The 12,665-nt window shown below is 72.5% G+C and carries 12 protein-coding genes; 3 read left to right on the top strand and 9 right to left on the bottom strand.

The features are described 5' to 3' along the window. Nucleotides 1-2 precede the first annotated feature (2 nt). A complete protein-coding gene (locus ACZ5WK_RS04575; RefSeq protein ID WP_465544863.1) occupies nucleotides 3-761 on the bottom strand; it encodes a DUF2637 domain-containing protein in 759 nt (252 codons plus the stop codon). Nucleotides 762-830: 69 nt separating this feature from the next. Further along, a complete protein-coding gene (locus tag ACZ5WK_RS04570) occupies nucleotides 831-1,022 on the bottom strand; it encodes a hypothetical protein (RefSeq protein ID WP_396319960.1) in 192 nt (63 codons plus the stop codon). Nucleotides 1,023-1,554: 532 nt separating this feature from the next. Between ACZ5WK_RS04570 and ACZ5WK_RS04565 the strand changes: the two genes are divergently transcribed. Beyond that, nucleotides 1,555-2,793 (top strand): Mu transposase domain-containing protein, encoded by a 1,239-nt coding sequence (locus ACZ5WK_RS04565; protein WP_465544861.1) that lies wholly within the window; start codon nucleotides 1,555-1,557, stop codon nucleotides 2,791-2,793. Nucleotides 2,794-2,936: 143 nt separating this feature from the next. On the opposite strand, the gene ACZ5WK_RS04560 is transcribed toward ACZ5WK_RS04565, so the two are convergent. The 7 genes from ACZ5WK_RS04560 to ACZ5WK_RS04530 all read right to left on the bottom strand — a co-directional run bounded on the left by ACZ5WK_RS04560 (nucleotide 2,937) and on the right by ACZ5WK_RS04530 (nucleotide 11,779). Next, nucleotides 2,937-3,716, bottom strand: coding sequence for an IclR family transcriptional regulator (locus tag ACZ5WK_RS04560; protein ID WP_465544859.1), 780 nt, complete (start codon nucleotides 3,714-3,716; stop codon nucleotides 2,937-2,939). A gap of 285 nt (nucleotides 3,717-4,001) precedes the next feature. Next, a complete protein-coding gene (locus tag ACZ5WK_RS04555) occupies nucleotides 4,002-5,462 on the bottom strand; it encodes a catalase (protein ID WP_396319957.1) in 1,461 nt (486 codons plus the stop codon). Nucleotides 5,463-5,567: 105 nt separating this feature from the next. Next, nucleotides 5,568-6,851, bottom strand: a complete 1,284-nt coding sequence (gene alc, locus ACZ5WK_RS04550; protein ID WP_465544856.1) for an allantoicase — start codon at nucleotides 6,849-6,851, stop codon at nucleotides 5,568-5,570. Beyond that, nucleotides 6,848-8,224 carry an allantoinase AllB gene (allB, locus tag ACZ5WK_RS04545; RefSeq protein ID WP_465544854.1) on the bottom strand — a complete coding sequence of 459 codons (1,377 nt, stop codon included), beginning with the start codon at nucleotides 8,222-8,224 and terminating at the stop codon, nucleotides 6,848-6,850. The genes alc and allB overlap by 4 nt, the downstream gene beginning before the upstream one ends. 130 nt (nucleotides 8,225-8,354) lie before the next feature. Further along, nucleotides 8,355-9,497, bottom strand: a complete 1,143-nt coding sequence (locus ACZ5WK_RS04540) for a glycerate kinase (RefSeq protein WP_465544852.1) — start codon at nucleotides 9,495-9,497, stop codon at nucleotides 8,355-8,357. Nucleotides 9,498-9,984: 487 nt separating this feature from the next. After that, nucleotides 9,985-10,872, bottom strand: coding sequence for a 2-hydroxy-3-oxopropionate reductase (locus ACZ5WK_RS04535; protein ID WP_465544850.1), 888 nt, complete (start codon nucleotides 10,870-10,872; stop codon nucleotides 9,985-9,987). A gap of 61 nt (nucleotides 10,873-10,933) precedes the next feature. Then, entirely contained in the window at nucleotides 10,934-11,779 is an 846-nt protein-coding gene (locus tag ACZ5WK_RS04530; protein ID WP_465544848.1) for a TIM barrel protein, read from the bottom strand. A 204-nt stretch (nucleotides 11,780-11,983) separates the two neighbouring features. On the opposite strand from ACZ5WK_RS04530, the gene ACZ5WK_RS04525 reads away from it, so the two are divergent. Both ACZ5WK_RS04525 and ACZ5WK_RS04520 read left to right on the top strand, forming a co-directional pair. Beyond that, nucleotides 11,984-12,238: a thiamine-binding protein gene (locus ACZ5WK_RS04525; protein WP_465544846.1), complete on the top strand. Its 255-nt coding sequence runs from the start codon at nucleotides 11,984-11,986 to the stop codon at nucleotides 12,236-12,238. Beyond that, nucleotides 12,235-12,615, top strand: a complete 381-nt coding sequence (locus ACZ5WK_RS04520) for a helix-turn-helix domain-containing protein (RefSeq protein ID WP_465544844.1) — start codon at nucleotides 12,235-12,237, stop codon at nucleotides 12,613-12,615. Before ACZ5WK_RS04525 ends, ACZ5WK_RS04520 begins: the two co-directional genes overlap by 4 nt. Nucleotides 12,616-12,665 lie beyond the last annotated feature (50 nt).

Here is a 12,665-nt window from a genome sequence, read left to right as displayed (position 1 = left end):
GTTCAGACGCGCACCCTGCCGGAGGCCTTGTGGGAAGCCCGCAGCCCCTTCTGCCGCGGCGAGGTCCGGCACGAACTGCGACTGCCGATGATCTGACGCACCAGCTGGTGCAGCGAGACCACCCCGGTGATCGGCGGCAGGCCGGCGACCACGAGGTCCGGCATCGTTCGCGACACGCCGACCGCGCACAGCCAGGTCGCGACACCGGCGAACAGGGTCACCACGATCCAGGAGTGCACGGCCCGACGACCGTCCAGGGCTGCCCGCAGCACCGACAGACAGCCCACGAGCCACGGGCCGATGACGACGACGGGCCACAGTCCCGACAGGCCGTGCGGAACCCTGGAGATGGCCAGACCCTGCAGCGGGTCGTAGGAGAGGGCCCAGCCCAGAAGGCACACGGCGGTGAACGTGGCCGCCGTCATCACCCCGAACAACGGGCCGACCAACCGCGCCCACGAGCCCCCGGGCGGCCTCGGCCGCCGCCGTGGCCCCGCGGGCGGCACGGCGGCGACGCCGGGCGCGGCCGGTGACGGCTCCTCGGTCGCGACACGGGGCGGAGGAACGAAGAGCCCGACCGGCTCCCAGGTGTCCATGACTTCGAGGTCGGGGGCGAACCAGGGGCCGCCGGAGACCTCACCGTCGACGTGCCAACCGTGCTGCTCATAGGCCGCGGCCCGCTGGTAGTCCTCCGCGGATCCGTACCAGGTGGCGCCGTAACCGTGGGGGACGTAGAACTCACCTGTCCGGTCATAGGTCACGGGACGCTCCGGACAGTCGACGCCTCGCGGGTCCGCCGGCTATCGCCCTCCCGCATCCGATCGGGGCCGTCACGCTCCGCCCTCCGCCCGCTGGGAACCGGACCGCGCGACGAAGTCGTCCTCCAGCTGACGGATCGTCCGCACGAACTCGGCCAGGATGCGCGAGCAGTTCTTCAGGACGACCCGCTCGCCGTTGCGGGACAGGTAGCCGATGCGCAGGTCACCCACGACGTTCGGCCGGTCGGGGACGAAGAGCCACATACCCAGCCTGCAGACGGGGTCACGCGCTGGTGGGACGGGTGGACGACACATTGCAGTCATGCCACGTCAACGAGGCGCGACCGGGCCCGGAATGTACGACATTCGGGCGTCCTTCTATGTTCAACGGGATATCGCTCCGTGAAATTCCCCGGCTGCGCACCCCCAGCCACCCGAGCTTTCCACCGGCCCCTTTCCCCGCCCGGCCGCCCCAGGCCCGGCAAAAGGACCAGACCAAAGCGCCTTACCGCATACACGACAATGCTGCTCGATGAAACTCCCCAGGCGCGCCGAGCCACTCCTCACTCCCCCCACCTGACCAAAGCGCTGGTCAGGGGAGTAGCAAGATTCCGGCACACGCCTTGCCCCGTCGGCCCACAATCACGCTCCGCGAAATCCCCAACCCCATTGCCAGACTGCATAAACCTTTCTGCAGGGCGAGCCGTCCGACATCGTGCTATATTTCCCGCCTCGTTGGAGACGCCATTGCTTCAGAGTCCGCATGGGCAGGAGAACGGATTGCAAGGGGGTTTGGATGCTCACCAAGGAGGAATTCGAGGAGGCCCGCTCACGTCGCGCGCAGGGGTGGTCGATCTCGGCGATCGCCCGCCACCTGGGCCGCGACCGCAAGACCGTGCGGTCCTACCTCGACGGGGAGCGGATCGCGGGCGTCCGGAGCCGCCCGCAGGACGGCTTCACCCGGTTCTCGCCGTACTGCCGCCAGCGGCTGGCCGATGACCCGCACCTGTCGGCGAGCACGCTGTTCGAGGAGATCGTCGAACTCGGCTACCCCGGCGGCTACTCGACCTTCACCCGCTCGCTGCGACAGCACCAGCTGCGACCGCGTTGCCCGCACTGCCAGCGCATCGCCCGCGATCACAGCACCGTCCCGTCCCCGCCGGCCAGCGAGGAGGTGCGCTTCGACTGGCTCACCCTGCCCGGCGCCCCGACCCACTGGGGCAACGGCGGACGCGCCCACCTGCTGGTGGGCTCGCTCACCCGTACGGGGCGCTGGCGCGCGGTCATGGCCGAGAACCAGGAGTTCCCGCAGGTCGTGGAGGCCATGGACCAGTTGCTGAGACGGCTGGGTGGCACCGGCACGCGATGGCGGTTTCACCGGACGCCCGCGGCCTGCTGTCCCGAGACCGGCCGGGTGACCCCGGCCTTCAGCGAGGTCGCCAAGTACTACCACGTGGCGATCGCCTGCCCGCCCCGCTGGGAGGACCACGACCGAGGACCGGACGAGGGCCTTCGGGCCACCACTCACCACTGGTGGCGCAACCTGCGCCACGAGACCCCTCTGCTGGCAGCGCAGGACCACCTCGACGAGCTCGCGGCGAGGATGGACCGTGTCCGGCCGACGAACGGGGTACCGGACGAGGGACGCGCCGGCGCGAACGGCCTCCTGGACCTGCCGAGCGCTCCCTTCCCCGCGCGGATCTGCGTCACCCGTACGGTCAGCACTCACAACGTGGTCCCCTTCCGTGGCAACGTCTACGCGGTCCCGCCCGAACTGTCCGGCGCCACCGTGCAGGTCCGCTGGCGCCTGGACGAACCGCACCTGTCGATCTCCACCACCCGCGGAGCGGTGATCGCCCGACACGCCGTCGCCCCGCGGGGAGCGGGCGTCGCCGTGACCGGACGCGGACACGCCGTCGTCCTGGAACGCCCGCTCCCCACCCGAGCCGCGCCCTGCCCCGCCAACACCCACCGCCCGCCGTCGGCGGCGGCCCTCGCCGAGGCCGAGGCCGTGCGCACGGGTCGTCCGGGGTAGGGACGCCCTGACGCCCGACGTCCGACGCCGGCCGAACCTCGTGCCGCCGCCCCGGGATCCGGGCGGCTCCGGACGGCCTCCGGCGGGCCGGACCGGCTCCGTCCCGCCCGGCCCGAACACGCGGGCGACCCTCGGGCGGGCGGTCAGACGGCCATGGCCAGCATCAGCGGCGCCGCCCGGGCCGCCAACAGCTCGGCGGCCGCCTTCAGCCGGTGCACGTTGTCCACCGGCATCGAGGTGGCCAGGCAGCCCACCGTGCTGCCCGCCGTCACCGGGACGGCCGCGCAGACCGTGCCGAGCGCGTACTCCTGGATGTCCAGCACCGGCACGGTGGCCGGCTGGCGCTCCAGCCGGTGCATCAGCTGGTCGACGTCGGTGACGGTCCGCGAGGTCAGCCGGACCACCGGGTGCCGGGACAGGTGGTCCCGGCGGGCGTCGTGGTCGAGCTGGCTCAGCAGGCACTTGCCGATCGCGCTCGCGTGCGCGGTGGCCCGGAAGTCCACCCACTCCTGCACCGCCGGCGCGTGGTCGGCGGCGGAGACCGCCTCCACCGACAACTCGCCGTCGTGGTAGCGGCTGAAGTACACGGCCGCACCCAACTCGTCGCGCAGGTCCGCGAGCTTGCGGTCGAGCCGGGCGCGTACCAGCTGCTGCCGGTTACCCTGCCCGAGCAGGGCGAAGGTGCCGCCGAGCACCCAACCGCCGTCCTGGCACTGGAGATAGCCCTCGATCTCCAGGATCTCGGCGAGCCGGCGAACCGTCGGCAGGCCCAGGGACGTCTCCCTGGCGAGGGAGACCAGGGTGGCACCGCCGGGGTGCCGGTCGACGGCCTCCAGCAGTCTGAGCGCGTACTGCAAGGAGGTGAACGGACCGGGCATGCCCTGGTCCAGTGCGGCGTGACGACCCGGGGCTGGTGTCGACATGTCGTCCCCTTCCGATGTCCGCCCGCGGAGCGACCTGCGGGCGTCCTCCAGCCTAGCCACCCCGAGGCCCCGGCAGTTGCCGTCCGCGAATATTCGGTGAAGGTGCTGGACGACCGGGCGGCGGCGTGCTTCCGGCGGACCGGCGTACGCCTGCGGCACGCGCCGTACGCACCGGGCCGGCGCACGACGGACGGGCCCCTCCCCCACTGCCCTTGGGGGGAGAGGCCCGGTCGCGACCGCCGGGGTGCGGGCCCCGGCGGCCGGTGAGGGTGGTCCGGCTGAACGTCAGCCCTCTTCGCCGGCGCGGAGCTTGGCGACGGCGGCCTCCAGGCGGGCGCCGTACTCCTCGTCGGCCGCGTGGAAGTGGGCGAGGTTCTTCTCGACGATGTCGTCGCGCGAGACCTGCGCCAGGAAGCCCGCGATGTTGTCGATCAGGCGGGTCTTCTCGCCGGCCGACATCAGCCGGTAGAGCTCACCGGCCTGGAAGAAGTCGTCGTCCTTGGTGTGCGCCGGCGTGGTGTAGGTGCCGGTGTAGCCGTCCAGTCCGACCGGCGCGGCGAGCGCGTTGTCGGTCTGGGCGGGGCCGTCGTACGAGTTGGGCTCGTAGTTCTTGCCGCGGCCGGACTTGTTGACGGCGGAGAAGCCGTCACGGCCGTAGTTGTTCGCCTCGGTGGCCCGGGGGGCGTTGACGGCGAGCAGGGTGTGGTTGACGCCGAGGCGGTAGCGCTGGGCGTCGGCGTAGGCGAACAGGCGGCCCTGGAGCATCTTGTCCGGGGACGGGCCGATGCCGGGCACGAAGTTGTTCGGCGAGAACGCGGACTGCTCGACGTCGGCGAAGACGTTCTCGGGGTTGCGGTTCAGCACCAGGCGGCCGACCTTGACCAGCGGGTAGTCGGCGTGCGGCCACACCTTGGTGAGGTCGAACGGGTTGAAGCGGTACTCCGCGGCCTCGGCGACCGGCATCAGCTGGACGTAGAGGGTCCAGGACGGGAAGACGCCGCGCTCGATGGCCTGGTGCAGGTCGCGCTGGTGCGAGTCGGCGTCGGCGCCGAGCACCTCGGCGGACTGGTCGCCGTCCAGCGAGCGGATGCCCTGGTTGGTCTTGAAGTGGTACTTCACCCAGAAGGCGTCGCCCTGCTCGTTGACCCACTGGTAGGTGTGCGAGCCGTAGCCGTTCATGTGGCGGTACGAGGCCGGGATGCCGCGGTCGCCGAAGAGCCAGGTGATCTGGTGGGTGGAGGCCGGCGAGTGGGCCCAGAAGTCCCAGACGTTGTCGGCTTCCTGGACGCCGGTGTACGGGTCGCGCTTCTGCGAGTGGATGAAGTCGGGGAACTTCAGCGGGTCCTTGATGAAGAAGACCGGGGTGTTGTTGCCGACGAGGTCGTAGTTGCCCTCCTCGGTGTAGAACTTCAGTGCGAAGCCGCGCGGGTCGCGGACGGCGTCGCTGGAGCCCAGGTTGCCGGCCACCGTGGAGAAGCGCAGGAACAGCTCGGTGCGCTTGCCCACCTCGGAGAGGAACGCGGCCTTGGTGTACTGCGAGACCTCGTCGGTCACCTCGAAGTAGCCGTACGCGCCGGAGCCGCGGGCGTGCACGACGCGCTCCGGGATGCGCTCGCGGTTGAACCGGGCGAGCTTCTCCAGGAGCTGCTGGTCCTGGATGAGCAGCGGGCCGTACTCGCCGGCCGACGCCGAGTTCTGGTTGTCGGCGATGGGCGCGCCGGACTCCGTGGTCAGGATCTTGGACATGGAGGGTCCTTCAGGTGTCGATAAAGGCGTTGCGTGGAGAGTGAAATGACTGGACCTCAGATGGCGAATGCTCGGATCGGGGGCGCCGCTTCGGCCCCGGACTGCTCAGATGCCGAGCAGGCGCCAGACGGCGGAGCGACGGCGGGAGGAGTGCTCGCCGTCCGGGCCGTCGGCCGGCCGGAGCGCGGCGACGGCGGCGGCGGCCGCGCTCCGGTCCGCCAGCGGGCGGGCGGCGGCCAGTTCGGCGGCCTCGTCGGCGCTCAGGCCGGCGTCGGTGAGCGCCGCGGAGGCCTCGGCGGCCGGGACGGCGTTGAACCAGCGCAGCGCGAGGGCGGCGCGGCCGGCCTCGGTGAGCCGGCCGGTGAGGCGCAGCCGGGCGAGGCCGCCGTCCGGGTGGACGTTGATCCGGACGTGCGTCACCGGGCGGCCCACGTCGAGCCGGAAGCGGTGCCGGGTGTCGGGCTGGAGGCGGGTGCGGGGCAGGATCTCGAACCAGCCGTCAGCGTCGTTCGAAGGTGCCGCGGCCTCGGACGGGTTTCCGCCGGCCGAGGCGTCGTAGCCGGCCAGGTCGGCCCAGCCGGGGGCGTTGGCGACGAAGTGGGTGGTGTCCACCTCGGCTGCCAGGACCTCGCCGCCCCCGGCCAGGGCGATCTGTACCCAGTCGTTGGCCTTGTCGCGCCGACGCCGGGTCTCCCAGCCCTCGCCCATGACGGAGGCGCGACCGGGAGCGTTCAGGTTGTGCGGGGAGGAGAAGTAGCGGTCGGACGCCGCCTCGGCCACGCCGCCGTACTCCTGGGCGGCCAGGTCGAAGGTGAGGCCGTCCAGTTCGCGCGGGTCGGGCAGGACTTCGCCGTGCACGCGGAGCCGGGCGACACCGCCGTCCGGGAAGATGTTGAGGCGTACGTGGGTGAAGCGGGTGGCGTTGTCGACGGCGAACTCGTGCGCGGTGTCGCCCTGGAGCGGGGTGCGCGGCAGGAGCTCGACCCACTCGGCGCCGGCCAGCTCCTCCGGCGACGGGTGCCCGGGGACGGCCGCGGCCTCGACCGAGGCGCTCTCCGGGTAGTTGCCGGTGAAGTGGGCGGTGTCGACGACCAGCCCGCGGATGACGCCGCCGACGCCGAGCCGCACGATCGTCCAGTCGTGGTCGTCGTCGGTGGGGTGCGGCTGGTCGGCGCTGACGCCGCGGCGGCGCTTGGACTCCCAGCCGTCCATGATCTGGCCCTTGTGGCCGAAGGTGTGCGCGCGGAACTCGGCGGGCTTGGCGACCAGCAGGTTCTCCGCGTCGGCGAAGGTGTCCTCGTTGGTGGCGACGACGCCGGCACCGAGCAGCCGGGAGGCCAGGTTGACCAGCTCGGTGAACGGAGCGCTCGGGGTGTTGGCAGTGCTCACTGAGACTCCTCGTGGCGGATGACCGGGCGGGTGATCTGGCGGCCGAACGGCTCGGCCGTGACGTCGACGACCCGGCCGCGGAGCCAGGTGGTGCGCACGGCGCCGGTCAGCGTCCGGCCCGCGTACGGGGTGACGGGGTTGCGGTGGTGGAGTTCGGCGGCGTGCACCGCGAAGTCGGCGTCCGGGTCGAAGGCGACCAGGTCGGCGTCGTGGCCGACGGCGATGGCGCCCTTGGTGCCGGTGAGCCCGACCAGGCTCGCCGGCCCGCCGGCCATCCAGCGGACGACGTCGACGAGCGTGTGGCCGCGGCGGCGGGCCTCGGTCCAGATCGCCGGCAGGCCGAGCTGCAGGGAGGCGATGCCGCCCCAGGCCGCGGCGAAGTCCCCGCTGCCGCCGAACTCGGGCAGCAGCTTGAGGTCCGGGGTGGACGGCGAATGGTCGGAGACGATCGCGATGAACTCGCCGTCGGCCAGGGCCGCCCAGAGCGCGTCGCGGTTGGACTCGTCCCGGATCGGCGGGCAGCACTTGAAGGCGGTGTCGCCGTCCGGGATCTCCTCGGCCGCGAGGGTGAGGTAGTGCGGACAGGTCTCGGCGGTCACCTGCACGCCGTCCTCGCGGGCCTGGCGCAGCAGCGGCAGCACGGCGGCGGAGGAGACGTGCAGGATGTGGACGCGGGCGCCGGTGCGGCGGGCCGTGTCCAGCAGCCGGGCGACGGCGGTGGTCTCCGCGTCGTCGGGGCGCGAGGCGAGGAAGTCCCGGTAGTGGACGCCGGGCTGCTGCGGGGCGGCGGCGAGGACCGCCGGGTCCTCGGCGTGGATGATCGCCAGCGCGCCGATCCGGGCCTGCTCGGCCAGCGCGGCCTCCAGGTCGACCTGCTCGACGTGCGGGAACTCGTCGACGCCGGACGGCGCGAGGAAGCTCTTGAAGCCGAACACACCGGCGCGGTGCAGCGGTTCGAGGTCGGGGACGTTGCCGGGGACGGCGCCGCCCCAGAAGCCGAGGTCGATCCAGGCCTGGCCGTCGGCGATCTTCCGCTTGGCCGCCAGGCCCTCCACCGTGGTGGTGGGCGGGATGGAGTTGAGCGGCATGTCGATGACGGTGGTGACGCCGCCGGCCGCGGCGGCCCGGGTGGCGGTGGCGAAGCCCTCCCACTCGGTCCGGCCGGGCTCGTTGACGTGCACGTGGGTGTCGACCAGGCCGGGGAGCAGGGCGGTGTCGCCGAGGTCGGTCAGATGCTGGTCGCCGGCCAGGAGGGACCCGTGCGCGGCGATCTGCTCGATCCGCCCGTCCCGGATCAGCACGTCCGCGGGACGCTCGCCGTCCGGCAGGACCACCCGGCGGGAGCGGATCACCACGGTGTCGCTGAAGGGCATGGGGGACCTCCGAAAACCTGAGGGGGGTGGTCTGAAGAAGGAAGGGGGCTTCGTCGAAGGATTGCCGGGAGCCTAGGGCCGCCTTCAACAAAACGTCAATGGAGGAACGCACGAGAGGCGGGCGGGTGGTTCATCCGCCCAGGAGGGCGGCCGCGAGCCGCTCCCCCGCGACCTCGGCCAGTTCCGCAGCCTTGGTCATGCTGTCCCCGGGCTGTTCGGCCAGGTCGGTGAGGGCATAGGCGGCGGCGAACCCGGCCGCCCGCCACTCGCTCTCCGACAGTTCCAGCCGCCCTGCCACAGCGGCCACCCGAACCCCCGCCCGGGCGGCCGCCGCGGCAACTCCGGCGGGTGCCTTGCCATGGAGCGTCTGTGCGTCCAGGCAGCCCTCACCGGTCACGACGAGGCGTGCCCCACGCACGGCCTCGTCGAAACCCAGCAGTTCGAGCATGAGCTCGATGCCGGGTCGCATGGTGGCGCCGAGCAGGGCGAGGGCGGCGAAGCCCACCCCGCCCGCGGCCCCGGCGCCGGGGGCGTCACGGAAGTCCCGTCCGACGGCCTCGCCGACCACGTCGGCGAAGCGGGCCAGACCTTCCTCGAGGATCACCAGGTCGTCGCCGTCGGCGCCCTTCTGCGGGCCGTACACGGCGGTCGCGCCGCGTGGGCCCAGCAGCGGGTTGTCCACATCGCAGGCCACCACGACCTCGACCCCGGTCAGCGAGTCCGCCAGCGGGCCGACGTCGAGCCGGGCCAGCCTGCGCAGCGCGGCCCCGCCCGGCGGCAGCTCGGTGCCGTCGGCGTCCAGCAGCGAGACGCCGAGCGCCTGGACCATGCCCGCGCCGCCGTCGGTGCAGGCGCTGCCGCCGAGACCGAGCACGATCCGCCTGGCGCCCAGCGAGACCGCCCTGCCGATCAGCTGGCCGACCCCGTAGGAGCCGGCCGCGAGCGGGGCGGTCCGGCCGCCGGGGAGCCGGGCCAGCCCGGAGGACTGCGCCAGCTCGACCACGGCGGTGTCGCCCCTGACGGCGAGCGCGGCGTCCACCGGCAGGCCGGTGGGGCCGGCCACCTTGGCCGGGATCCGGGTGAATCCGGCCGCCAGCGCGGCGGCCAGGGTGCCCTCACCGCCGTCGGCGACGGGCAGTTCACGGATGTCGGTGCCGGGCGCGGCCCGTCGGATGCCGGCGGCGATCCGGGCGGCGACCTCGGCACCCTCCAGGGTGCCCTTGAACTTGTCGGGAGCTACGACCACATGGCCCTGGGTGGGGGTGGCGGGCATGGCGTGGGCCTCACTTCCGGACGGGTCTGGCGATGGTTCGTCAAGCATGTGCCCCGGGGTCCGCCGAGGGACCCCCGTGGACCGCTGTGCCCCGGGTGGGTGGGTGCGGCCCCCTCCCCGCCGTTCCCCTCGTCCCGCTTCCGACGTACGAGAGGCTCCCCTCGGCGAGGGAGGGGGCCGGGCGACGCACAACAGGCACGACCGAAGTGCCCCCGACAGGGAGTGTGCGTCACCGGTCTGGACGATCGGCAGGAGGCGGATGAGCCCCAGCCCACCTGCCGATCGGGCCTGGCCTCCTGGTGGCGCGGGCACGACCGGTTAGGTACACGCCACCAGGAGGAGTCTCCGGAGCCGGGGCGGGTGTCACCGCCCCGGCGTGGTGGCCGGGGTCTCACCACCCCGGCCACCGGGGTGTCCGCGCCGCGCGGCCCGAAGGGGCGGCGGCGGGCTCGGGTCCCCCGGCCTGAGGCCGGGGGGGGAGGACGGGCTACTTGACCTCGCGGCCCGACAGCCGCTCGACGCCGCGCAGCAGCGCCGAGTGGTCCAGGGAGCCGTCGCCGTTTGCCCGGGCCGAGGCGACCAGCTGGGCGACGACCGCGCCGACCGGCAGGGCGGCACCGACGGCACGGGCGGCGTCGGTGACGATGCCCATGTCCTTGTGGTGCAGGTCGATGCGGAAGCCGGGGGCGAACTCGCGGCCCAGCATGTTCGCCTTCTTGCGGTTGAGCACGGTCGAGCCGGCCAGGCCGCCGCCGAGCACGTCCAGCGCCGCGGCGAGGTCGACGCCGGCGTTCTCCAGGAAGACCACGGCCTCGGCCAGGACCTGGATGTTGACGGCGACGATCAGCTGGTTGGCGGCCTTGACGGTCTGGCCGGCACCGGCCGGGCCGACGTGGACGACCGTGGTGCCCAGCACGTCGAACAGCGGCTTCGCCTCGGCGAAGTCCTCGGCGGCGCCACCGACCATGATCGACAGCACGGCCTCGATGGCACCGGCCTCGCCACCGGAGACCGGGGCGTCCAGGGTGCGGACGCCCTTCTCCTTGGCGGCGGCCTCGACCTTGATCGAGGTCTGCGGGGTGATGCTCGACATGTCGATCACGAGGGTGCCCGGCTTCACGTTCTCCAGCACACCGCCCTCGCCCAGGATGGCCTGCTCGACGTGCGGGTCGGCCGGGACCATGGTGATCACGACCTCGGCGTCCTTCACCGCGTCCGCGATGCTGGTCGCACCGTGGCCGCCGGCCGCGACCAGGGCGTCGATCTGCGGCTGGGTGAGGTTGAAGCCGGTGACGTGGTGACCGGCCTTGACGAGGTTGGCGGCCATCGGGCTGCCCATGATGCCGAGGCCGATGAAGGCGATCTTGCGGCTCATCGCGTCGTTCCTTTGTACGTGGTGGGGTGGGGGTGCCGAAGGGCCTACCGGGCGGCGCGCGTCACCTGGACGGACGCAGCTCGCGCGGGAGCCACTCGAAGCTGTCGGCGCTGACGCCGGTGGAGGGGCGGTACTCCAGGCCGATCCGGCCGGTGTAGCCGGCGGCGGTGAGACGGGAGAAGAGGTCCTCGAAGTCCAGCTCGCCGGTGCCGGGCTCGTTGCGGCCCGGGTTGTCGGCGATCTGCACGTGGCCGAAGCGGTCGGCGTAGGCGTCGATGACAGCCGCCAGGTCCTCGCCGTTCTTGGCCAGGTGGTACAGGTCGCAGAGGAACTTCGCGTTGCCGAGGCCGGTCGCGGCGTTCACCTTGTCGACGACCTCGACGGCGGCGGCGGCGGAGACCAGCGGGTAGTCCGGGGACTCCGGCTTGTTGAGCGCCTCGACCAGCAGGATCGCGCCGGCCTCGTGGGCGGCCCTGGCCGCGAGAACGAGGTGCTCCAGCGCGAGGGCGTCCTGCTCGGCCGGGTCCACCCCCTCGAACCGGTTGCCGTAGAGGGCGTTGAGCGCCTTGGTGCCGAGCGAGGCGGCGAGCTCGGCGGTGACCGGGACGTTGGCCCGGAAGCGCTCCTGCTCGGACGGTACGGAGACGGTACCGCGGGCGCCCTTGGTCAGGTCGTCCAGGAAGTTGAGGCCGGTGAGCTGCACGCCGGCGTCGGTGAAGGCCTTGCGGAGCGCGTCCTGCTCGGCCTGCGACGGGGCGTGCTCCTCACCGAACGGCCACCACAGCTCGGCGGCGGTGAAGCCGGCGGCGGCGGCAGCGGCCGGGCGCTCCAGGAGCGGCAGCTCGCTGAACAGGATCGACAGGTTGACCGTGAAGCTGTGCTGGGCGGCGGCCGTCACGTCAATCACCTCTCACTCTCTTCCGTCATCCGCAACTTCCACGATACGGAAGAGGGATTCTGCTTGATGGAAGCATGTCCGCACCGCTGAGCGGGTGTCAAGACTGTCGCAACAATTTGTTGAAGCCGACCGAAACCACTCCGCCCCAGGCCCGGCCGCTGTTCGATCGACCAGCCCCTGACCTCGCCCGCACCCGCTCGCTAGAGTGAGCAGGTGCGATTGATGGTGGAGTTCACGACAGAACCGTTCGAACTGGACACGTTCCCGGAGCACGCCGTGGCGGCCCGGAAGGTGGTCGACGAGGCCGGCCTGGCCGTCTCGGTCGGCCCGTTCGGCACCGGCGCGGAAGGCGGGGCCGAGGAGGTCCTGGCCGCCGTGACCAGGCTGCTCCGGGAGACCCTGGACGCGGGTGCGACCCGGATCTCCGTCCAGCTCAGCGTCCTCGGCGAGGAGGGCGGTACGCCATGACCGATCACCTGGAACACCCGCTCTCCGCGGCGATAAAGCCGCTGCTGGCCGCCGTCGGCGCGACGCCCGTCCCGCTGGACGAGGCCAAGGCCGAGGACGTCGTCCTCGAGTGGGAGGGCGCCCCGGCGCTGGCCGTCCGACTGCCGCACCTGAGCAGTGCGCTGGACCGGCTGCTGGCCGAGATGACCCGCCAGTTCGACGGCCGCCCGCTGTCCGAGCTGGACCGCTGGGAGAAGCAGCGCGTGGTCGCCCTGCTGGAGGAGCGAGGCGCCTTCACCGTCCGCCATGGAGTGGAGACGGTCGCCACGGCGCTGGGCGTGAGCCGCTTCACCGTGTACAACTACCTCAACCGCCAGGACGGCTCGAAGCCCGGCTGAGCACGGCCGGGCACGCCCTGGCGGGTGCACTCGGGTGAGCCCTGCCGGCC

The organism is Kitasatospora sp. NPDC032757, from assembly GCF_055579305.1.
This window is presented reverse-complemented; position numbering and strand designations above follow the sequence as displayed.

Coding starts and splice junctions, on each gene's coding strand:
- ACZ5WK_RS04570 (WP_396319960.1), bottom strand. CDS start 1,022: ATGTGGCTCTTCGTCCCCGACCGGCCGAACGTCGTGGGTGACCTGCGC.
- ACZ5WK_RS04565 (WP_465544861.1), top strand. CDS start 1,555: ATGCTCACCAAGGAGGAATTCGAGGAGGCCCGCTCACGTCGCGCGCAG.
- ACZ5WK_RS04560 (WP_465544859.1), bottom strand. CDS start 3,716: ATGTCGACACCAGCCCCGGGTCGTCACGCCGCACTGGACCAGGGCATG.
- ACZ5WK_RS04555 (WP_396319957.1), bottom strand. CDS start 5,462: ATGTCCAAGATCCTGACCACGGAGTCCGGCGCGCCCATCGCCGACAAC.
- allB (WP_465544854.1), bottom strand. CDS start 8,224: ATGCCCTTCAGCGACACCGTGGTGATCCGCTCCCGCCGGGTGGTCCTG.
- ACZ5WK_RS04540 (WP_465544852.1), bottom strand. CDS start 9,497: ATGCCCGCCACCCCCACCCAGGGCCATGTGGTCGTAGCTCCCGACAAG.
- ACZ5WK_RS04535 (WP_465544850.1), bottom strand. CDS start 10,872: ATGAGCCGCAAGATCGCCTTCATCGGCCTCGGCATCATGGGCAGCCCG.
- ACZ5WK_RS04520 (WP_465544844.1), top strand. CDS start 12,235: ATGACCGATCACCTGGAACACCCGCTCTCCGCGGCGATAAAGCCGCTG.